The sequence below is a fragment of the Marinobacterium litorale DSM 23545 genome, from assembly GCF_000428985.1.
Taxonomy (GTDB): domain Bacteria; phylum Pseudomonadota; class Gammaproteobacteria; order Pseudomonadales; family Balneatricaceae; genus Marinobacterium_D; species Marinobacterium_D litorale.
Window position 1 is genome coordinate 21,132 of sequence record NZ_AUAZ01000016.1, and the last position, 20,202, is coordinate 41,333.

Genomic DNA, 20,202 nt, shown 5'->3' on the forward strand with positions numbered 1-20,202 from the left:
AAAGATGACGAGTATTCCTACAACTGTGCCTGAAAAGAAACTGCACGACGAGAATGAGCCGCAGATCCCGGTGGTTGAGGAGACGGCGGCAAGCGGCCCTATTGTCGAAGGCAAGACCGTCGGCACGCCCTACGCAGACGATGCCAAATTCAAGCTGCGCGACGTGGAAGTGTTTTACGGCGAGAGCCGTGCGATCAAAAGTGTCAGCCTGGATATCGCCAGCAACGAGGTCATCGCTTTCATCGGCCCGTCCGGTTGCGGCAAATCCACCTTCCTGCGCTGCCTCAACCGCATGAACGACAGCATCGATATCTGCCGGGTTAAAGGCACCCTGGAGCTGGACGGCCAGGATCTCTACGACCCACGTCAGGATGTCGTCGAGCTGCGCGCACGGGTGGGCATGGTGTTTCAAAAGCCAAACCCCTTCCCCAAGTCGATATACGACAACGTGGCCTACGGCCCCCGTATCCACGGTCTTGCCAACCGCAAGTCCGAGCTGGATGACATCGTTGAGAGCAGCCTGCGTAAAGCCGGCCTCTGGGATGAGGTGAAAGACCGTCTGGATGCCACCGCTACCGGCATGTCGGGCGGTCAGCAGCAGCGCCTGTGTATTGCGCGTACGATCGCTGTAAGCCCGGAAGTGGTCCTGATGGATGAGCCCTGCTCGGCACTGGACCCCATCGCCACCGCCAAGGTGGAAGAGTTGATTGCGGAGCTGTCCGAGAGCTACACCATCGTGATCGTGACCCATTCAATGCAGCAGGCGGCGCGCGTCTCCCACCGCACGGCCTACTTCCACCTGGGCCACCTGGTCGAAGTCAACGACACCAGCACCGTGTTCACCGCGCCAGAACATGAAATGACCGAATCCTACATCACCGGTCGTTTCGGCTAAGCACGACCCAAAGGGTGCCCTGCTCAGGGCACCCTTTCCCGTCATAAATATGTAACACATCGCTTCTACCCTGCCCCTGTCATATCCTGCAGGAGTTGTTATGTTTTCTACCGTGCGTTTCCGCATTCTGTTTTTTGCGGGCTTATGCCTGCTCGCCCTCGCCGGTCTGGCCGCACTTTCCTGGAGTATCATCCTGAAAGCGGAAACCGCCTCCAACAACCTGATTCAGTATCAGCTCAAGGAAACCTGGCTGCTAAGCGACCTGGCGCAGGACCACCGCCGTCTGCAGGATCTGGCCTACAAAACCAAGGGACAGCTGCTGCTTTGGAGCGAAATCACCCCGGTGTTTACCGAGCTGCAGGAGAGCCTGCCCAGTCACTGGCAAGCGGTCGCCAACAACCCCCAGCTCAGCGCCTGGGCCGAAGAGCATCAAGCCGACTTTGACCGTGTCACAGCCCTGATCGAACGGCTTGAATCAAAGATGGCGGAAAAGAGTTACTATCAAGTGGGCAAGGTTGTCGACTTCGATCTCGTTCACGCCATGGAGCCGATGCTGACCGCCATTCAACAGCGCCAGCAGCTGACACGAGAGGCGCTTTCCAGTGCCGCCCAGGGGCTGCTTGGCTTCCTCGCTCACCAACAGAACTTCCTGTTTATCGGCTCGGCCCTGTTTCTGATCATGGTGGTCGGAATGACACTCTGGCTGCACCACACCGTGATTCGCAGACTTCTCAGGATGGAGCTGGGACTGAGTGAGATGGCTCGCGACGCAGACCTGCGCAAGACACCCAACCTGCGTGGAAAAGATGAAGTCGCGGGAGTTGGGCGGGCGATCCGCCGCCTCGTCGAGCATTTTGGCCACTTCATCGCTGATATCCGCCAAGCCGCCACCGGCCTCAGTCAGCGCTCATCTCAGCTCGATGCAGAAGCGGAATCGCTGCAGAACACCTCGAATGATACCCTGCGCCTGATCGGCGATGTAAACCGCTCAATGGATAATATCGTTGAACAAACCTCCTCCATCGAGACGGCCATCGCCCAGTCCGTTGCCACGGTGAACGATGCGATTTCGGCCAACACCGAAGCGCAACAGGGGATCGTCAGCAGTGCGCAGGCCGCCGAACACACGGTGGAAATCATCAACCGGGTGGGTGATTCGATCACTACGCTGACCGAGTCCAGCACCAAGATCAGCAAGGTCATCGACATCATCGCCGATATCGCCGAGCAGACCAACCTGCTCGCCCTGAACGCAGCCATAGAGGCAGCCCGGGCCGGCGAGCAGGGCCGCGGTTTTGCCGTGGTTGCCGATGAAGTCCGCGTGCTGTCACAGCGCACTGCCGAATCCACCCGCGACATCCGCCAGTGGGTTGGCGATCTGACAGAGGGCGTGGACGGCGTGGGCCGACAGCTGGAATCCATGCGCAGCGCCGGGAACCAGAATCGATCACAGATTATTGAGTTGCAGGCGTTTCTGGAGCAGCTGCAAGGACAGTTTGTGGAAATGGAACGCCACAGTGAAGGGATCAGCGGCGCCATTGCCACCCAACGCGATGAAAGCGGACGTATCGGCCGACGGGCTCAAGCGTTAAAAGAGAGCGCCGACTCCCTAGCCCTGTGTGTACAGAACACCCGCTCGGTCAGCGATGCCTTGCGTCAGGAGTCCACCTCCATGCATCAACTGGTGGACCGCTTCAAAACCGGTGACAGCAAAGCGGCACTCTCCTGAGTTGCCGCGCAGCACCCGAGGACACAGAGCCGAATCTAGAGCCAACCTGGGCCGTGCAATGATGCACAGGCCCGAATTTCACAAAACTGTCATACGCGCAATGTAGGGTGCGATCTTCTATAATGGCCAATCGCCTATACCTATAAAGACACACACGTTGCTGACGGGCACAAACCACGACGGAGACAAGACCGTGGAACTCGAAAAGGATAGTTACTCCAATCATATTTCTCACCAGTTTAACGAAGAACTGGAAGCGATCCGCACCCAGATGCTGACCATGGGCGGCATCGTCGAGCGCCAGGTCAACGACGCCATCGAAGCACTGCTGACATCGGATATAGAGCTGGCCGAGCAGGCGCGCCGGATCGACAAACAGACCAATGAAATGGAACTGACCATCGACGAGCAATGCACCACCACCATTGCCCGTCGCCAGCCGGCGGCCTCCGATCTGCGCCTGATTATTTCCATAAGTCGCGCCGTGGCCGATCTGGAGCGTATCGGCGATGAAGCCAGCCGCATCGCTCAGCAGGCGATCGAAATGTCGGAAGGTTCACGTACCCAGCACGGTTTCCAGGAAGTACGTCATATCGGCAACCTGGTGCGTGATATGGTCAAGAACGTATTAACGGCCTTTGCCCGTAACGATCTGGAGATGGCCTACCGCGTCGCCAAGCAGGATCGCAACGTGGATCAGGAGTACCGCACGGCGATGCGCACGCTGGTCACGTTCATGATGGAAGATGTGCGTTCGATCTCCAATATCATGAGTGTTATCTGGGTACTGCGCAGCCTGGAACGTATCGGTGACCATGCCCGTAACCTGTCCGAACACCTGATCTATCAGGTCAGCGGCACCGATGTACGCCACCAGAGCCTGCAAAGCATGAAGAAGACGGTTCGCGAAGAGACCGCTGACGATGATGGAGAGGAGGAGTAATCCACCTCTTTAGCGTCCGCCGATCACCGTTCGGACCAGTAGTCTGCTAACGGCGGGAACTGCTCAATCAGACCCGCCCGCCCCAATGCCTTAAGACGGGCGATATTGCGCTCAGGGATCGATTCCGGGTCCTTGTATCCGGCCAGTGCGCGACTCATCTCATCCTGCCTGATCAGGTGCAGCGTAGGGAAGGGTGCGCGGTTGGTCCAGTGGCTGATATCGTCCTCATCCACCTCTGCAAACAGATAGGCGGGGTGGAAGCTCGCAATCTGGAACAGATCCTCAACGCCCGCCTGTTCGATCAACGCTTCGGCATCGGCCACCAGATCCAGAAAGGCGTCAAAATCACGAACCAGCCAGGGAGTGATCACCAGTGTTGTGGATAACGCCGACTCCGGCGTCTCCACCAGACGGGACAGCTCGACCAGAAAGTCACGCAATAGCCGATCCTCATCCTCCGCCTCAGAGACGTGGTAACGGATCGTACCGGCTTTTACCACGGGCGCGGCAAAGGGGCACAGATTCAATCCCACGACCATCCGCTCCACCCAGTCACGGGTTAAACGGCGAGCCGTATCGATTTGGGTTTGTTTGTCAGCGGGCTGCGTCATGATCGTTCCATATCGGGCTGGAAAAGGAGGTGCAGTTTACCACCGCTCTCCACTCTCTACAGTCAATACCCGGCGGTGTTACACTGCCTCGCTCCAATAGCAGTACTCATCCAACGTGAACGACCAGACCAGACACCCGGCGCTTGAAGCCGTCCAGCACTGGCGCACACTGCGCCAGCCGATTAATGCCCCCTTGGCCCTGCGCCGCTGGCTGACGGACCAGGGTTCGCTCACGCGCCTGCTGCAACGCGCAAGCAAGGGCCGATTCTCGGTCCGGGTCCAGCGTCAACGCTATGCCCTGCCCGGCCCCAATGAGCGGGTGACGCTGGGGATGCGCAGCCGAGAATACGCGCTGATCCGGGAGGTCCTGCTGTGCGCTGACGAAGAGCCCTGGGTCTACGCCCGCACCGTGATTCCGACACCGACGCTGACCGGCCGTCAACGCACCCTGCGCCTGATCGGGTCCCGCTCACTGGGCTCTCTGCTGTTCAGCGAGCCCAGCATGCGCCGCGCCCCACTTCAGGTCGCCCGTATCGCCAACGGTCAAAACCCGCCCCTGTGGGCGCGCCGCTCCCTGTTTTATCTGGAAAACAAACCCCTGCTGGTCTGTGAAGTTTTTCTACCGCCACTGGAAGGCATACAATACCCGCGCTGACCAACCGGAGGACTCCAATGGCGATGTCGATGACCAATAACTCCAAATCCGACAAGCTGAGCGCCTATATTCACCTGATGCGGGCCGATCGCCCCATCGGCACCTATCTGCTGCTCTGGCCGACGCTCTGGGCGCTCTGGATCGCTGCGGAAGGCGTCCCGCCCCTGCACCTGCTGGTCATCTTCTCACTGGGCGTCTGGCTAACCCGCTCCGCCGGTTGTGTCATCAACGACTACGCCGACCGCCACTTCGATGGCCACGTCAAGCGCACCAAAGACCGTCCCCTGGCTACCGGCCGTGTCACTGAGCGCGAAGCACTGACCCTGTTTGCCGTACTGATGGCGCTGGCGTTCGGGCTTGTGTTATTCACTAACGGGTTGACCATACTGATGTCGTTCGCCGGGCTTGCGTTGGCGTTTGTCTACCCGTTTATGAAGCGCTATACACACCTGCCCCAGGTCGTACTCGGTGCCGCCTTTGGCTGGGCGATCCCCATGGCCTTCACGGCCATCCAGGAGCAGTTGCCGGTCATCGCCTGGTTGATTTTCCTCGCCAAGCTGGCCTGGACCGTGGCCTATGACACCATGTACGCCATGGTGGACCGGGATGATGACCTGAAGATCGGAATCAAATCGTCAGCGGTGTTGTTTGGCCGTTACGATCGCCTGATCGTGGGGACGCTTCATGTAACGGCGCTGTTGCTGCTGTTGGCGGTGGGCGAGGTGGCCGGGCTGGGCCTGTGGTTCCACCTGGGACTGGCCGGTGCCGCCACCCTGTTTATCTACCAGCAGTGGCTGATTCGCCATCGCGAGCGGATGCCCTGTCTCAAAGCATTTCTCAATAACCACTGGGCCGAGCTGCTGGTCTTGGTCGGGATTATCACCGACTACGCAGTTTGAGAGTACGGTTTGCCGAGTTTCTGCACTATTGTCATATTTATGTAACCCAAACGTCTTGTAATAGTCGCGGTTTATAACAGCAGAAAAGTTAGAGGCAGAAACCCGATGTCTGCATCAAAAAGCGTGTTGATCGTTGACGATGAAGCACCGATCAGGGAAATGATCGCCGTCGCCCTTGAGATGGCCGGCTATGAGTGTCTGGAAGCGGAGAACGCCCAGCAGGCTCACGCTATGATCCTGGATCGCAAACCGGATATGGTCCTGTTGGACTGGATGATGCCCGGAACCAGCGGCATTGATCTGGCAAGAAGGCTGCGCAAGGATGAGGTCACCGCGGATATCCCGCTGATCATGCTCACCGCCAAGACCGATGAGGACAACAAGATCAAAGGGCTTGATGCCGGTGTGGATGACTACATCATCAAACCCTTCTCGCCCCGCGAACTGGTAGCACGCCTCAAGGCCGTGTTGCGCCGGGCAACCCCTAAGGGTGTTGAAGAGCCGGTCACCGTTGACGGACTGACGCTGGATCCGGTATCCCACCGGGTCACCGCCGATGGCCAGCCCGTGGAACTGGGCCCCACCGAATTCCGGTTGCTGCAGTTCTTCATGACTCACCAGGACCGCGCCTATTCCCGAGGCCAGTTGCTTGATATGGTATGGGGCGGCAACGTGTATGTCGAAGAACGCACCGTCGATGTTCATATCCGCCGTCTGCGCAAGGCCCTTGGCGAGCGCCACGAGTACCTCGTACAAACCGTACGCGGCACTGGATACCGTTTCTCTTCTCAGGTCGCCTGACACGTCCGGGGCGACCATCGGATTAGAGGTTTTATGTACCAATCTGCAAATCCGATGATACTCACTCTGGTAGGCTCCGCCGTCGCTGGCGGTGGCGTGGGTGCGCTTCTGTCCTATCCCGGTTGGGGGACGGCTTTGGCCGTTCTGGCCTGGGGCTTTCTGCAGGCGCGCCACTTCAGCCGTGTTATGAAATGGCTATCGGAAGAAAGTACCGGCATCCCGCCTGATGGCACCGGCCCCTGGGGCGACCTGCTGGACCAACTGGACCGGCACCACAAACGGGCTCAGACCCGGGAACAGAAACTACAGTCGGTGATCACCCGCTTTCAGCAGTGCACGGCCGCACTGTTTGACGCCATCGTCATCGTCGACAAGCACAACAACGTGGAGTGGTGGAACAAAGCCGCTGTCACCTTGATCGGGATTCAGGACCGGGATCGGGGCAAATCGATCTTTAATCTACTGCGTGATCCCCGCTTTATCCGCCACTACCAGAGAAACCAGTTCCAGGAGACCCTGAACCTACCCTCTCCGGTGAATTCCGATATCCATCTGCAATACCAGGTCAACCACTTTGGGGAGGGGGATCGCGTCCTGGTCGCCCGTGATGTAACCCGTCTGGTTAAGCTGGAGCAGACCCGTCGCGATTTCGTTGCCAACGCCTCCCATGAACTTCGCACCCCCCTGACCGTGATTCGCGGATACCTGGAAACCTTCCTCGAGCAGGAGCCACCCCGCCCGTTACAACGGGGGTTGACCCAGATGCAGCACCAGTCCAAGCGCATGGAGAGTCTGGTCGCTGACCTGCTGCTGCTGTCCCGGCTGGAATCCACCCAGCACATCAACGATGAACAGCCGGTCGATATTCAGGAGTTGATCGAGCAGATCCACCGCGATGCCAAAGACCTTTCCGGCGAGCGCGGCCATGAATTTGAGCTGGAGATCAACCCGGACTACGACCTGATGGGCCAGGAACTGGAGCTGCAAAGCGCGTTCTCCAACCTGGTGTTCAATGCCGTGCGCTATACCCCCGGCCCCGGGCTGATCCAGATCCGCTGGTCTGTGGACGAGAAAGGGGGGCACTTTTCGGTGCGCGACAACGGCATCGGTATCGACCCGATCCATATCCCCCGCCTGACCGAGCGCTTCTACCGGGTCGATGAGAGCCGCTCTTCAGCCAGCGGCGGCACCGGATTGGGCCTGGCGATCGTCAAACATGTACTGATGCGCCACGGTGCGCACCTGACGATCGAAAGCCATGCGGGCAAGGGCAGTACCTTCACCTGCCACTTCCCGCCCGAAATGCTGAGGCGTATGGCCGTTCCCCAGCGTCAGAGTGATACCGCTTAACGCCTCACAGGCTGCGTCGTATTAGCCGCCGCATTTGGCCCCGGACCGGCATACTCTTCCACCCAGTAGATGGTGGCACCGACGACGGCCGCCGGCATGATGATCAGATTTACCACCGGCACCAGCATGCCAAACTGCACCAGCGACCCAAACCCCACGGCGGTAAAACGGCGCGCTTTCAGCAGCCGTTTCATCTCGGAAAAACTGACTTTGTTGTTATCCATGGGATAATCGCAGTACTGAATGGCCATCATCCAGGCACCGAACACAAACCAGACCAGCGGCATCACCAGATTAATCACCGGAATAAAGCTCAACACCAGCAACAGTAGAACCCGAGGCAGGTAATACTGAAGCTTGGCCAGCTCGCGCATCAGCGACCGGGGAACCATGCGTACCAGCTCCGACCAGCCCTCATCGGCCACGACAACGCCGCGCAACTGCCGCTCCACCCGCTCGGCCAAAAAGCCGTTAAAAGGCGCTGCGATGAAGTTGGCTACCAGCGAAAAGCTGTAATACACCACCACCAGAATCACCAAAGCCAGCAGCGGCCAAAGCAGATAGCGCAGAAAATCCAGCCACCCCCAATCCGGCAGCCAGGCACGCATCAACTGATCGATCCAGACGTCGAACTGCTCCACCAGCAACCAGATCGCGCCGCCAAACAGCAGCACATTGATCAACAGCGGAATCAATACAAAACTGCGCAATCCTGGCTGCGGCAGCATCGATAATCCCCGTAAGAAATAACCTGCGCCCGTAAATGGATTGGCGCTCATAAAAGCCTCCTTGATTAGCGTTGCCGTCAACCCATCGCCGACAACCCTCTATACTGCGCTTGATTCTGAGCCCAAGGGGTGCAACGCTTTATAGCATCGTGCGCGGCCCGCTCGTGGCCACGCCTTCCCCTCATAGACTGCATGACAATAGTACTGTCGCCGCCGACACTAGGTCGCGTCGCGACAGCGGTGGAGATTAACATGAAAGCGATACGACTCCATGCCTTCGGCGGCCCCGAAAACCTGGAACTGGACGAGATTGAACGCCCGACCCCGGTACGCGGTGAAGTGCTCATCCGAAACCGCGCCGCAGGCGTTAACCCGATAGACTGGAAAACCTGCGCCGGTGGCGGTGCCAGCGCCTTTATTGGCGAGCTGCCCTTCATCCCCGGTTGGGAATGCGCCGGGACGGTTGAGGCCGTCGGCGATGGCGTCACCGACTTCCAGCCCGGAGATGAGGTCTTCGGCTTTCTGCGCTTCCCGGAAGCCGCTGGCTGTTACGCCGAGTATACCTGTGCACCGAGCAACCAAATTGCCAAGCGTCCACCGGCGCTGGATGTGAACGCCGCCGCCGGACTGGGGCTGGCCGGACTGACCGCCTGGCAGGCGCTGCACGACAAAGCGCAGGTCAAACCGGGACAGCGGGTGCTGGTTCTGGCCGCAGCCGGGGGAGTGGGGCACCTGGCAGTGCAATTGGCCAAGGCAGCGGGTGCTTTCGTAATCGGTACCGCTTCCAGCGCCAATCAAGCCTTTCTTGAGGCGCTGGGTTGTGACCAGTGCATCGACTACAGTCAGGCCAACCTGGCCGTCAGCGTGCGGGATGTGGATGTGATTATCGATGGTGTGGGCGGTCAAACCGCCATTGAAGCACTGACCTGTCTGCGCTCCGGCGGCACACTGGTGACCCTGCCCTCGGTCACCGCCGGCGAGGTGATGGAAGCCGCAGAAAAAGCGGGCTGCCGGGCGCTCGGTATCCGGGTTGAGCCCAACGGTACGCAGCTGGCGAAGCTTGCCACATTAACCGAACAGGGCAAACTGTCACTGACGCTTGCCGAAACACGACCGCTGCAACAGGCCGCCGAAGCCCATCAACTCAGCAGCAGCGGCCATCAACGTGGCAAGACTGTACTGACCATCGAGACCGGCGCTTAACCGCCGGTGCTCGCTGCATTCACGCCGTTGGTGCAGAAATGCTGCTGCTGGCGCAACAACAAGCGGCAGCCTTCGCCACGAATATCCCGGGCCCAGCAGGCTTCACGGGCCCACGCCTTCTCCTCCTCGCTGATCTCTTCCTGATAGGCCGGGACGCCATCGCAGAACGCGGGCTCCTCGGCTGCTGTTTCCAGGCAGGCATTCAGGAAACGACCGTAGCGGACGGTGCAGGAAAAACCGGTGCACTGGGTATCGAAATCGGTCAGCGCTTTTTCCAGGCACGCCTGTTGATTGTTGCTGCGCCCAAACTCCAGGCCTGCGTTACGGAACTGGACCGCTTCCTGCGCGCGTTCCTGGTTGAACTCGGCCACGAATGACTCACGATTGAGCCAGAGGTAAGCGCTGCCCGCCAGAGCCAGTACCAGCAGCACCAGTAAACTTTTCTTGATCATTACAGATTATTGCTCCGAGCCGCGCCCCCGGTAGAGGCCGATCAAACAGAAAACCAAACCAACCACCGCCAGCAGCATGCCGCCATTCACCATCAGGGGATGGCGCACCATAAACGGCACAAAGGGAAACTCACCTTCAGACTCGCAACGGGCCTGGGCATAGTTCCAGGCACCGCCTGCATCCAGACAGCTGTCCACGCCGGCCTGCTCCATCAGGTAGGCTCCCATCAAGATGAGCGGGGGCACCACCAGCAACAGTAAACCCACTCTCAGCATCAGTCTTCTTCACCACTGATGCCAATATTACTGACCCCTTCGTTTTCGGACAGGGTTCGCAGCGCCTCGATAAAGGCGGCACTGGGCTGTTTCTGGGCCAGCAATCGGGCGATCACCTCCTCCCTGAACGCATCCTCGTCCAGCATCAGATCGTGGGTGTTGATAAAGCGCACCAGCTCCTCATCGGACATCTGGTCATTGGCCTCGGTGACTTCAATAAAGTTTGCCACGCACTCTCGCGACAGGTTGGCCACCTCCAGCGCTTCCGCCACCTCCCCTTCGCTGACACAGGTAAGCGTGGAGTAGAGCGCCACCGCCGCATCGTAGGCGGGCATGGCACCGTACATATCGTACTCGTCCAGATCGGGGATGTTGGCTTCCACATTATCCAGCTGAACCTCGGGATTAATCCGCGCCCCCTTACCGGCCAGCTGGTTCCAGACCCCGTCAAGAACGCTTCTCAGCTGTTTGTGATCGCCAAAACCGACCAGACGCGAAAACAGCTGATAATTGGGAAACATCCGCTCGCTCAGGGCAGCGCTGAACGCAACCAGCTGCCAGCCTGTCAGGTCACGGAGCTGTTTATCCAGTTGCTGCATTTCGGTCATGCCAGTCTCTCTCTGATCGGTTCTCTTTGCGTGATCTGCCTATTGTACGGCCAGAACGGCTCCACCTGTAACCCACAATGCGCACGAATGCGAACGGGATACTTACTGTCTATTATTAGAGTCATTATTTTTTGACCAGGCAATCAAAATTCTGATAAAAATATCACGTAATTTGTCACTAATGACGCTAATGTCATAGTAAATTTCTTTTATTTCCGGTTTTCGTTGCTATCTTTTAGTAACCAATGGAATGGGATCTCGGGAGGTCATCCGATGAATATGGGAGTCGAGCAGTTAACCGATCAAAATCCGGTTCCACACCGACAGCCGTCGGCACCAAAATCCGGTGCCTGGCAAGTGCTGAGCGTGGAAGACGACCCTATATACCAAGCCTCCCTGATTTATGCCTTGGAGGGCATGGAGTTTGAAGGCCTGCCGGTTCAAGTTCTCACCGCACAGTCTGCAGCCAAGGCCGGCGTCATCCTGGCCGAAAATCCGGATATTGCCGTGGTCCTGCTTGATGTCGTCATGGAGGAAGACGATGCCGGATTACGCCTGATCAACACCATTCGTGAGCGCCAGGGCAACGCCTCACTGCGCATCATTCTGGTCACCGGGCAGCCCGGTATGGCCCCGCGGGATGATGTGATGGCCCGCTATGATATCGATGATTACTGGAATAAGGCGGATCTGGCCACCGACAAACTGATTACCCTGGTGACCGCCAACCTACGCACCTGGAGTTATATCACTGAGCTGGACCGTGCCCGACGCGGATTGCAGATGCTGGTGGATGCCAGCCGTGCCATCAGCGGCCAATCGGATCTGCCCAGCTTCAGCCGACTGGTTCTGGAGCAGATCAGCCAGCTAATCGGTGCAGAACAGGGGGGAATCGTCAGCGCAATTTCTGTGGATCAGGAGCCGCTGAATAATCTGCAGGTGATGGCGGCCAGTGGCTGTTTCTCAAGCCTGTACGGAGAAACTCTTGAGCAACTGAATGAGCCGCCTATCCAAGATGACCTGATCAAAGCACGCCAGAGCAGACAGCATATCTTTCGGCCCAACCAAACCATCCTCTACTTTCACAATGGGAAAATCTCGGCGCAGGAGTACCTGACTGTTGTAAAAGCCGCCGAACCACTCTCCGATTTTCATATCAGCCTATTGCATGTATTTGCCGAACAGGTCAGTAGCGGCTTTGCCAACCTGGGACTGACCAACCGCCTCAGTGAACTAGCCTACAGAGATACGCTGCTCGGCGCCCACAACCGCAACTGGCTGTGCTGGGAGCTGGGACGACTGAGCCAAGCGGCCCGTGCCGAGCTGAAGTTGATTGTGCTGGATATCGATCAGTTCGCAGAGATCGAGGTAACCTTCGGCAACCGGTTTACCGATCAGCTGCTAAAGTCCGTACACGAGCGCCTGTGGCATGGTTTAGAGCACACTCAACAGCTGGTACGTATCGGCAGTGACTCCTTCGCCATACTCAGCGACCGGCATCAGGCACCCACCGCGGAGCCTCTGCGTTGCCTGCTGGCACAACCCTTTGAGATCGATAACAGTAAGCACGATATCACCTTTACAACCGCGTGCCTCGATCTTGCCGAAACCCCTGATGCGGCTCCTTCCGACATCCTGCGTATGGCGGAGTGCTGCATCGACTCCGCCCGACAACTGCATCGTCCACATCTGGACTACGAACCGGAGTTTTCCCACAATATTCGTCAGCGACTACTATTGCTCCAGCAATTGCGACAGGCGCTGAACAACAACCAGCTTCAGATTGCGCTGCAACCCAAAGTAAGGCTGAGCGATGGCCAGGTGATCGGATTTGAAGCCCTGGCACGCTGGCAGCTTGAAGATGGCACCCAAGTCCCTCCCTCCGAGTTTATTCCACTTGCGGAAGCGGCCGGCCTGATCAAGGAACTGGACGCAAATATCCTCCGCCAGACGTGCCGGGCGGTCAGACAGCTCAGCGAATCAGGCTTTAACCTGCCGATCGCCTTTAATGCCTCCGGCAACGAGCTGTTTCAGGAAGAGTACTTCAGTGAGTTGCAGACGCTGATTGAAGAGGAGCAGGTGCCTCCCTCGCTGCTGGAGCTGGAGATCACCGAAACCCAGGCCATGGAGAGTTACGAGCAGATCGAGACGCAACTGCGCGGCCTGATCCAGATGGGAATGGGGGTCAGTATCGACGATTTCGGGACCGGTTACTCCTCCCTGGCCCATATCACCAACCTGGCCGCCACCACGTTGAAAATCGACCAGAGCTTCGTGCGCAAACTGGGTCAGAGTAGCGATGCGGATCATGCCGTGGAGATGATTCTGCGCATCAGTGCGCGCTTCGGATTTAATACGGTGGCCGAAGGGATCGAAACCGAGGAACAACATCAGCGCCTGCGCGATAAAGGCTGCCCCGTTGGGCAGGGCTATCTGTTCGCCAAGCCCCAGCCTCTCTCAGCGACGCTGGCGATGCTCAAACAGGGGTTAAACCTGCCGCAATAACGCTGATTGAGAGGAGTTGCCATGGCCAGGAAGACCCGGCTTTCCTACCAGACCCGCGTTCGCCTGATCGCTCTTGCTGTGGCTCTCTGCCTGAGCGGCGCCATTTCAGCGGCCGCCTATTTCGGCTATCACCGTGTATTAAGCCTGCAAAGCAAACCGATTCAGGCCCAGCAGAGCGCCGATATCAGCCACGCGACCCTGTTGTTGACCACTGAGCTTGGCCAAATCCGTAACCTGATCAAGATACTGCGTCACAGTGACCGGGTGCGTAAAGCGCTGAGTCAGTACCAACCGGTGGATCATTTTCTCCTCGGCCACGCCTTCTCTCGCTTCGGCGATAACAGTCCCCTCATCTCCCAGATCCGCTGGCTCGATGACCAGGGCCAGGAACAGGTACGGGTCGATTTCGATCAGGGTAAGGCGAGGGTTGCAGACCGCGAAGAGTTACAGTCCAAACAGCACCGTTATTACGTAACACGAGGCTTCGCTCAAGAGCCGGACAGCGTCTACCTCTCCCCCATCGATCTCAATAAAGAGCATGGGCTGATCGAAATCCCACTGGTTCCGACCCTGCGCGCCACTCTGAGAACCTCACCGTCCGACCGACAACACGACGGACTGCTGGTGATCAACCTGGACCTGCGCCCGCTGTTCGATGCCTTGCGGACCAGACACAGTGCAGAAAGCCGCCTGGAACTTCTGGGTCCCAAAGGATACTGGTTACTGGCAGATGACGAGAACGAGCCCTGGGGCCAGATTTTGGATAATCCTGAAAGTACGCTGGCCAAACAGGCGCCACAGCTCTGGCAACGCATCCAGGATCAGCCTGTGGGGCCCATGATTGCGTACAATAACCGCTACTGGAGCTGGAGCAAGCTGCCGCTGGCCGATGAAGTGATCGCGTCCAGCTATCCCATCTATCTGGTCACATCCAGTGACGCACAGACAATCCCGGCCCTCAAAGCCAACCTGCTTCCGACAACACTGGCTGTTGCCCTGTTGACCTGGCTCAGCAGTCTCTGGTTGCTTTACCGGTTCATGGCGGCCGAATTACTGCAACGCCGCCTTTACCAACAGCTCGACAAGGAGCATCGCAACCTTAACCTCAGCCACCAGGCTCTGGCCGAGGCCCATAGCAACCAACAGCTGTTGCAGGATGAGCTGGTGGAAAGTCGCAAACTTTCCTCTTTGGGGATGATGGTTGCCGGCGTCGCCCATGAATTGAATACACCCACCGGTGGGGCGCTGATGGTGATATCCAGCGTTGGCCAGCAGTTCGACCAGCTCAGAAAAGGAATCAGTCAGCATACGGACAGTCACGACCTCTCACCCCAAATCAACCGTATCGAACAAGGGCTGGAGTTAGCCAAGCGTAACCTGAGCCAACTCAACCGTCTGATCACCGGCTTTAAACGCCTGGCTATCGACCGCGCTCACGAAGATATTCGCCACTTTCAGCTTCATGACATGATTCATGATCTGGAACTAAGCCTCGGCCCCCGGTTAAAACAAAGTCCTGTCAAACTGAGAACGGAGATCGAGGCGGATCTGGAGCTAACATCATCCCCCGGCATTCTCTCTCAGGTGCTTCAGAATCTGATCGAGAATGCTGTAGGGCATGCCTTTCATACCGACCAGCCCGGCCAGATCGATCTCAAGGCACATAAGATTGTTCCGGATCAACTCGAGTTGCAGGTGGTCGATGATGGACGGGGTATAGAGCCAACGCTCCTCACCAATCTATTCGATCCTTTCGTCACCAGCTCGCGAGGTCAGGGGCATACAGGCCTCGGACTTCACCTGGTCCATCAATGGGTCCACCATGTGTTGCAGGGCACAATCGATGTGCAATCCACACCCGGTCAGGGTACCCTCTTTACCATTCGTATACCGATGGTACTGAAGGACCCCGCCGAGGATTAAGCTATGCCGACCCGAATCTGCGTTTTCTGTGGTTCCAGTCAGGGAACTGATCCCGCCTTTACTGAAGCTGCACGGCAAATGGGCCAGGCGCTGGCGCAACAAGAGATCGGACTGGTCTACGGCGGTGGCTCCATCGGCTTGATGGGCACGCTGGCCGATGCAGCCCTCGAAGCCGGTGGCGAAGTCACAGGGATTATCCCGGAGGCCCTCTCATCGGCGGAAGTGGCCCACGGCCAGCTCAGTGCGCTGCAGGTGGTGCCCGATATGCATATCCGCAAAGCACGCATGGCGTCTTTGGCCGATGGCTTCATTGCCCTGCCCGGCGGCATCGGGACCTTCGAAGAGCTGTTCGAGGTCTGGACCTGGGCTCAGTTGGGTTACCACAGCAAGCCGATCGCCCTGCTCAATGTGGCGGGCTTCTACGATCCATTGCTGGAGTTCCTGAATCACACGCTCAACCAGGGATTTATCAGGCCCGGCTGTCGCGACCTGCTGCAGGTCCATACTGAGATTGAAACCTTGCTGGCCCAGCTACTGCCCGCCGCCCTGGCAGCCAGCCCCAATCTGGCCTCCAACAAAATCTAGCCCGCCATGCGATCGCCCGGTGCGAGCGGCACCGTGCTGGTGCTTGGTAACGTTTTTACGTTATTCTCCGTGGTTCACTACGGCTATAACCGCGTGCACTCGTTCATGCAGAAAACGCTAACTTCCTGGCTATATCCACTTCTGATTGCGCTCTGTATGGGCCTGCTTTCGGGACCCCGAGCAAACGCTGTCCCCCTGGTCATCGCACAGGTCAGCGATCGCCCCAAGAAAGACTTCAAACAGCTGCGTCCGATGGTGGACTATATGGCCAGCCGAATGGCGGACCTGGGCTTCGATCGCGGCGAGGTCCGGCTGTTCCCCTCTGTAGATGCGCTGATTGAGGCTATTCAAAAGGGACAGGTTCACTGGATCACCGAAACACCTTACACCGCGGCTCGACTGATACGTGAAGCCAAGGCACGGGCGATTGTCAAAAAGCTCAAGAACGGTCAGCGCGAATATCAAACCCTGATCTATGTCCGTGCCGATTCTCCGTTCCGTACATTGGCAGACCTGGTCAATCAACGTATCGCTTTTGAGCACACAGCCTCGTTCTCCTCCTATTTTTTGCCCCGCCAAATCATCACCTCGCAAGGGCTCAAGTTGATTGAGCTGGACCACCACAGCGATCCCGTACCCCAAGGTCGCATCGGTTATCTGTTCAGCCGTAACGAGAAGAACAATGTGCTTTGGGTCGACAAGGGACTGGTTCAGGCCGGCGCCCTCAACAATGGCGACTGGCAAAATCCTGAGCGGGTTCCCATTTCGGTCAGAGAGCATTTGCGCGTGATCCACCGCTCCGCGCTTTACCCACGGGCGTTCGAACTGGCAACCCCCGCCCTCTCGGACGCTGCCGCCCAGCGTCTTCAGGATACACTGCTGGCGATGGGCAGCCCTCAACGGTCGCTGCTATTACGCTACGAGGATACGGAAGGATTTGAACCGGTCGCCCCCCGGGACCATCTATTCCTGGAGCAGCTCCTGAGCGAAGGAGCCCGCCCATGACGCCCGTTCGTCACCTGTCCGTCATCACCCGACTGTCACTGCTCCTGACCCTGCTGGCCGCTGCGATCATGCTGATCTTGATGATGGCACTTGATGACTCGCTTAAGCGCTTCCAGCGCGAATCGTCCACCACCAATGAGGCTTACCTGAGCCGTGTTATTCAAGACCACCTGGAGCGGGACTCCCGTCTGCTGATGCAGGCGCTGGGAGACGGTCTCAATGTAGAGATCTACAACCGGGACCTCAGTGCGATTCAGGAAGCGTTTGAACGGCTGAATGAGACCCGTAATCTGGAGTATTTCTTTATCTACGACCTGGATGGCCGGGTAGTCCATGATGGCAAGCCATCGGTACCTGGCTACGGCAATGCGGTCGAAAAATATCTACCCACCTCTCCCCTGGCGCCGGACACCCTGTGGGATGGTGACACACTGCATCTTCGCACCCAAATCCGGATGGCCGATCAGACACTGGCGACCATGGCCACCGGTTTCGATTTCAGCACCGCCATCAAAGCGGCCCGCGATCAGACAGAGCTTCTGGAAAATGATGAAAACACGCTGTTCCACGAAATGCGGCAGGCATTCCTGATTACCTTCATCATATTGCTGCCCATTTGCATGTTCTGCGCCCGCTGGCTGACCCGCCGTTACCTCTCACCGCTGAAAGTATTGACGGAGCGCAGCACACGTTACGCACAGGGTGATCGGGATATTAACTTTGAGCTGGGTGGCCATGATGAGTTTGCAAGGCTGGGTTCGGCTCTGGAGCGAATGCGCCAGAACCTGGAAGAGAGTCATGACCAGGTCCAGCAGATGGCCTTTGAAGACGCGCTGACCCAGCTACCCAACCGCCACTGGTTCCAGAAGAAACTACACGACATCATGCACCGTAGCGCCGGGCTGAGCAGTCGATTCGCGGTGCTGTTCGTCGATCTGGACCACTTCAAGGAGGTTAACGATACGGCCGGCCACGAACGGGGCGATCAACTGTTGCGGGAGGTGGGCCGCCGCCTGACCAATGCTCTCAAGAGCTGCCACCAGCATAAGCGTACACCCGCCCCGGAACTGGCGCGTCTGGGGGGGGATGAGTTCGTGGTATTAATACCCGTGATCGACAGCTCCGAGGATGCCGCAGAGGTCGCACGGACCCTGGCCACCTCACTGGCGCTGCCGTTCCTGCTCACCGGTCAGTACTTCTCCATCTCCTGCAGCATCGGCATCACGATCTTCCCCGATGATGGCGTCAGCAGCAGCGAGATTCTTAAACATGCCGATGTGGCCATGTACGCGGCCAAACAGCATGGACGAAACCAGTACGCCTTCTTCCAGCCGCAGATGACCGAAGAGATTCGCGAACGCCTGCAGATTCAGCAGGGGATTCGGGAAGCGATTGGCAAAGACTACCTCTACCTGGACTATCAGCCCATATTCAGCATGAGAACCGGCCATATTGTTGGCGCCGAGACTCTGCTGCGCTGGCAACACCCGGAACATGGTTTAATTTCACCAGGCCGCTTCATTCCGATCATCGAGGAGTCAGACCTGATCGAGGATGTCACCCGCTGGGTGGCCGAACATGCCACGGCAGACCTGACAGATATTCTGGAGCAGCAGCCCGATTTCGGTCTTTCGATCAATATCTCCGGGGCGGCACTGCATCAACCCGAGCTGTGTCAGCACATCTGTGACCTGAAGGAAAAACACGCCCTGCCTGATGACAGGCTGTGCATCGAGATCACCGAGACCAGCATGATCAGCCACCTGGAAAGCTGCGAACAGGCCTTGAGACGCTGGAAAGCCGCGGGCATCGAGATCTGGATTGATGATTTCGGTACCGGCTATTCCTCGCTGGCTTACATCAACAACCTCTCCATTGATGGTCTGAAGATCGACCGTTCCTTCGTCAACAATCTACTGCAAGGACACTCCCAGCCTCTGATCGAAGCCATGATCGCCCTGGCCCGTTCCCTCTCACTGGAAACCGTGGCCGAGGGTATCGAGACACCGGAACAACACCAGCGCCTGATGGAAATGGGCGTCGATTACGGCCAGGGATTCGGTCTCGCCCGACCCATGCGAAAGGCACAATTGCTTAAACTCATCTCCGAACAACAGCCGCTGAATACATGAAACTGCTCCCTGCACTCCCCCTGCTCCTGATGACCTCGTCCGCCTGGGCGGGCGTTGAGCTCAAAACCGACATCAAATACACCGACGGCACCAGTCACAGCGTGATCGACTTTGATGACGGCGAGTTCGACAAACGGGAATATGAGCGAAAGAGCCGCTGGGAAAGTGAGACGCTGCTGGACCTGGGACTGACCCCGGATGAAAACTGGCAGTGGAGCGCACGGCTGGGCTATAACCTGCGACGCACACTGGATCGTAAACGGAACTACCGCGAAGACGACTCCCTGAAAAAGGATAAAACCCGAACCGAGTGGCGCCAGTATCCCTTTGTTGGGGTCGGACTGCGCCGGGACTGGGACAGTGCGCTGGGAGGCTATGGCTGGTCTTTACACCTGAGTCATGATCGCTATCTGGATGTGGCTTATAAGGCCACGGAACTGGCCGACGATGCCAAGCCTGTAGCGGGCCGGGGCGAGGGGTTTCAAACCAAAATCAGCCTTCAGGCCGAGTACGGGACACCGCTATACAGCCTCTACCTGCTTCCCCGTCTAAGCTTCAAGCATGAGCAGTTCAGCGCCTGGACCGACACGGCCCAGCAGGATAGCGAGAAAGCAGAACAGGAATTGCAGTACGAAGCGCAGCTCTGGATCAGCTGGATTACCCCGGTACCGGGCTGGGAGCTGTCCACCGGACCCACCTGGCAGCTGGAACAGAAAGCCGACCGCCACCCGGGAGATCCCTGGGAGTGGGAGGATGAAGAGCAGTGGATCGGAACGCTGCGGCTGGAGTACGAGTCTCCTGCACCGGGATTCGAGCTGGAGTTGCAGGCCGAGCACTGGCTGAACGGTGCTGACAGCAGGAATATGCGCTATGGGCTCGAGCTGAGCTACGAGTTCTAAGGC

Annotated in this window: 19 protein-coding genes; 14 read left to right on the plus strand and 5 right to left on the minus strand. The window is 58.0% G+C overall.

Annotation, left to right across the window (positions count from 1 at the left end):
* Positions 1-4: 4 nt before the first annotated feature.
* The 3 genes from pstB (at position 5) to phoU (ending at position 3,567) form a co-directional block, all read left to right on the plus strand.
* Positions 5-895, plus strand: coding sequence for a phosphate ABC transporter ATP-binding protein PstB (pstB, locus tag G403_RS0112475; protein ID WP_027854290.1), 891 nt, complete (start codon positions 5-7; stop codon positions 893-895).
* A gap of 100 nt (positions 896-995) precedes the next feature.
* The gene (locus G403_RS0112480) at positions 996-2,624 is read left to right on the plus strand and encodes a methyl-accepting chemotaxis protein (protein ID WP_027854291.1); all 1,629 of its coding nucleotides are present in this window, start codon (positions 996-998) and stop codon (positions 2,622-2,624) included.
* Between the two features lie 193 nt (positions 2,625-2,817).
* The gene (phoU, locus tag G403_RS0112485; protein WP_027854292.1) at positions 2,818-3,567 is read left to right on the plus strand and encodes a phosphate signaling complex protein PhoU; all 750 of its coding nucleotides are present in this window, start codon (positions 2,818-2,820) and stop codon (positions 3,565-3,567) included.
* Between the two features lie 23 nt (positions 3,568-3,590).
* On the opposite strand, the gene G403_RS0112490 is transcribed toward phoU, so the two are convergent.
* Complete coding sequence (locus G403_RS0112490; protein WP_027854293.1) at positions 3,591-4,178, minus strand: DUF1415 domain-containing protein; 588 nt, start codon at positions 4,176-4,178, stop codon at positions 3,591-3,593.
* A gap of 115 nt (positions 4,179-4,293) precedes the next feature.
* On the opposite strand from G403_RS0112490, the gene G403_RS0112495 reads away from it, so the two are divergent.
* The 4 genes from G403_RS0112495 to phoR all read left to right on the plus strand — a co-directional run bounded on the left by G403_RS0112495 (position 4,294) and on the right by phoR (position 7,883).
* A complete protein-coding gene (locus G403_RS0112495; protein ID WP_027854294.1) occupies positions 4,294-4,833 on the plus strand; it encodes a chorismate--pyruvate lyase family protein in 540 nt (179 codons plus the stop codon).
* 17 nt (positions 4,834-4,850) lie between these two features.
* Complete coding sequence (gene ubiA, locus G403_RS0112500; RefSeq protein ID WP_027854295.1) at positions 4,851-5,732, plus strand: 4-hydroxybenzoate octaprenyltransferase; 882 nt, start codon at positions 4,851-4,853, stop codon at positions 5,730-5,732.
* A 105-nt stretch (positions 5,733-5,837) separates the two neighbouring features.
* Positions 5,838-6,533 (plus strand): phosphate regulon transcriptional regulator PhoB, encoded by a 696-nt coding sequence (phoB, locus tag G403_RS0112505; protein WP_027854296.1) that lies wholly within the window; start codon positions 5,838-5,840, stop codon positions 6,531-6,533.
* A gap of 33 nt (positions 6,534-6,566) precedes the next feature.
* Positions 6,567-7,883 carry a phosphate regulon sensor histidine kinase PhoR gene (gene phoR / locus G403_RS0112510; protein ID WP_027854297.1) on the plus strand — a complete coding sequence of 439 codons (1,317 nt, stop codon included), beginning with the start codon at positions 6,567-6,569 and terminating at the stop codon, positions 7,881-7,883.
* On the opposite strand, the gene cysZ is transcribed toward phoR, so the two are convergent.
* Entirely contained in the window at positions 7,880-8,662 is a 783-nt protein-coding gene (cysZ, locus tag G403_RS23210; protein WP_051298957.1) for a sulfate transporter CysZ, read from the minus strand. The two genes, phoR and cysZ, sit on opposite strands and share 4 nt — an antisense overlap.
* A 201-nt stretch (positions 8,663-8,863) precedes the next feature.
* Here cysZ and G403_RS0112525 point away from each other — a divergent pair, with 201 nt between their 5' ends.
* Positions 8,864-9,814 (plus strand): NADP-dependent oxidoreductase, encoded by a 951-nt coding sequence (locus tag G403_RS0112525; RefSeq protein WP_027854298.1) that lies wholly within the window; start codon positions 8,864-8,866, stop codon positions 9,812-9,814.
* Here the strand turns inward: G403_RS0112525 and G403_RS0112530 are convergent.
* From G403_RS0112530 to G403_RS0112540, 3 genes are read right to left on the minus strand one after another with little or no spacing between them, the layout of a single operon-like run.
* Entirely contained in the window at positions 9,811-10,266 is a 456-nt protein-coding gene (locus tag G403_RS0112530) for a hypothetical protein (RefSeq protein ID WP_027854299.1), read from the minus strand. The two genes, G403_RS0112525 and G403_RS0112530, sit on opposite strands and share 4 nt — an antisense overlap.
* 6 nt (positions 10,267-10,272) lie before the next feature.
* On the minus strand, positions 10,273-10,542 hold the full coding sequence (locus G403_RS0112535; protein WP_027854300.1) for a hypothetical protein: 270 nt from the start codon (positions 10,540-10,542) through the stop codon (positions 10,273-10,275).
* Entirely contained in the window at positions 10,542-11,150 is a 609-nt protein-coding gene (locus tag G403_RS0112540) for a YjaG family protein (RefSeq protein WP_027854301.1), read from the minus strand. The genes G403_RS0112535 and G403_RS0112540 overlap by 1 nt, the downstream gene beginning before the upstream one ends.
* Positions 11,151-11,423: 273 nt before the next feature.
* Here G403_RS0112540 and G403_RS23215 point away from each other — a divergent pair, with 273 nt between their 5' ends.
* Genes G403_RS23215 through G403_RS0112570 form a run of 6 tightly spaced genes read left to right on the plus strand, consistent with a single transcriptional unit; the run spans position 11,424 to position 20,199 of the window.
* Positions 11,424-13,655 (plus strand): putative bifunctional diguanylate cyclase/phosphodiesterase, encoded by a 2,232-nt coding sequence (locus tag G403_RS23215; RefSeq protein ID WP_051298960.1) that lies wholly within the window; start codon positions 11,424-11,426, stop codon positions 13,653-13,655.
* A 21-nt stretch (positions 13,656-13,676) separates the two neighbouring features.
* Positions 13,677-15,578: a sensor histidine kinase gene (locus G403_RS0112550; RefSeq protein ID WP_027854302.1), complete on the plus strand. Its 1,902-nt coding sequence runs from the start codon at positions 13,677-13,679 to the stop codon at positions 15,576-15,578.
* A 3-nt stretch (positions 15,579-15,581) separates the two neighbouring features.
* Positions 15,582-16,163 (plus strand): LOG family protein, encoded by a 582-nt coding sequence (locus G403_RS23220; protein ID WP_051298963.1) that lies wholly within the window; start codon positions 15,582-15,584, stop codon positions 16,161-16,163.
* Between the two features lie 6 nt (positions 16,164-16,169).
* Complete coding sequence (locus G403_RS0112560) at positions 16,170-17,168, plus strand: phosphate/phosphite/phosphonate ABC transporter substrate-binding protein (protein ID WP_084404024.1); 999 nt, start codon at positions 16,170-16,172, stop codon at positions 17,166-17,168.
* Positions 17,165-19,300 carry a putative bifunctional diguanylate cyclase/phosphodiesterase gene (locus tag G403_RS24540; protein ID WP_051298965.1) on the plus strand — a complete coding sequence of 712 codons (2,136 nt, stop codon included), beginning with the start codon at positions 17,165-17,167 and terminating at the stop codon, positions 19,298-19,300. The genes G403_RS0112560 and G403_RS24540 overlap by 4 nt, the downstream gene beginning before the upstream one ends.
* Positions 19,297-20,199, plus strand: a complete 903-nt coding sequence (locus tag G403_RS0112570; protein WP_027854304.1) for a hypothetical protein — start codon at positions 19,297-19,299, stop codon at positions 20,197-20,199. The genes G403_RS24540 and G403_RS0112570 overlap by 4 nt, the downstream gene beginning before the upstream one ends.
* The last annotated feature ends 3 nt before the right edge of the window (positions 20,200-20,202 follow it).

Bases quoted from the DNA above. Each gene is read 5' to 3' on its own strand.
- G403_RS0112550 (WP_027854302.1), top strand. From the start codon at position 13,677: ATGGCCAGGAAGACCCGGCTTTCCTACCAGACCCGCGTTCGCCTGATC.
- ubiA (WP_027854295.1), top strand. From the start codon at position 4,851: ATGGCGATGTCGATGACCAATAACTCCAAATCCGACAAGCTGAGCGCC.
- G403_RS0112530 (WP_027854299.1), bottom strand. From the start codon at position 10,266: ATGATCAAGAAAAGTTTACTGGTGCTGCTGGTACTGGCTCTGGCGGGC.
- pstB (WP_027854290.1), top strand. From the start codon at position 5: ATGACGAGTATTCCTACAACTGTGCCTGAAAAGAAACTGCACGACGAG.
- G403_RS23215 (WP_051298960.1), top strand. From the start codon at position 11,424: ATGAATATGGGAGTCGAGCAGTTAACCGATCAAAATCCGGTTCCACAC.
- G403_RS0112480 (WP_027854291.1), top strand. From the start codon at position 996: ATGTTTTCTACCGTGCGTTTCCGCATTCTGTTTTTTGCGGGCTTATGC.
- G403_RS0112540 (WP_027854301.1), bottom strand. From the start codon at position 11,150: ATGACCGAAATGCAGCAACTGGATAAACAGCTCCGTGACCTGACAGGC.
- phoB (WP_027854296.1), top strand. From the start codon at position 5,838: ATGTCTGCATCAAAAAGCGTGTTGATCGTTGACGATGAAGCACCGATC.
- G403_RS23220 (WP_051298963.1), top strand. From the start codon at position 15,582: ATGCCGACCCGAATCTGCGTTTTCTGTGGTTCCAGTCAGGGAACTGAT.
- G403_RS0112490 (WP_027854293.1), bottom strand. From the start codon at position 4,178: ATGACGCAGCCCGCTGACAAACAAACCCAAATCGATACGGCTCGCCGT.
- G403_RS0112570 (WP_027854304.1), top strand. From the start codon at position 19,297: ATGAAACTGCTCCCTGCACTCCCCCTGCTCCTGATGACCTCGTCCGCC.
- G403_RS24540 (WP_051298965.1), top strand. From the start codon at position 17,165: ATGACGCCCGTTCGTCACCTGTCCGTCATCACCCGACTGTCACTGCTC.
- G403_RS0112560 (WP_084404024.1), top strand. From the start codon at position 16,170: ATGCGATCGCCCGGTGCGAGCGGCACCGTGCTGGTGCTTGGTAACGTT.
- G403_RS0112535 (WP_027854300.1), bottom strand. From the start codon at position 10,542: ATGCTGAGAGTGGGTTTACTGTTGCTGGTGGTGCCCCCGCTCATCTTG.
- G403_RS0112525 (WP_027854298.1), top strand. From the start codon at position 8,864: ATGAAAGCGATACGACTCCATGCCTTCGGCGGCCCCGAAAACCTGGAA.
- phoR (WP_027854297.1), top strand. From the start codon at position 6,567: ATGTACCAATCTGCAAATCCGATGATACTCACTCTGGTAGGCTCCGCC.
- cysZ (WP_051298957.1), bottom strand. From the start codon at position 8,662: ATGAGCGCCAATCCATTTACGGGCGCAGGTTATTTCTTACGGGGATTA.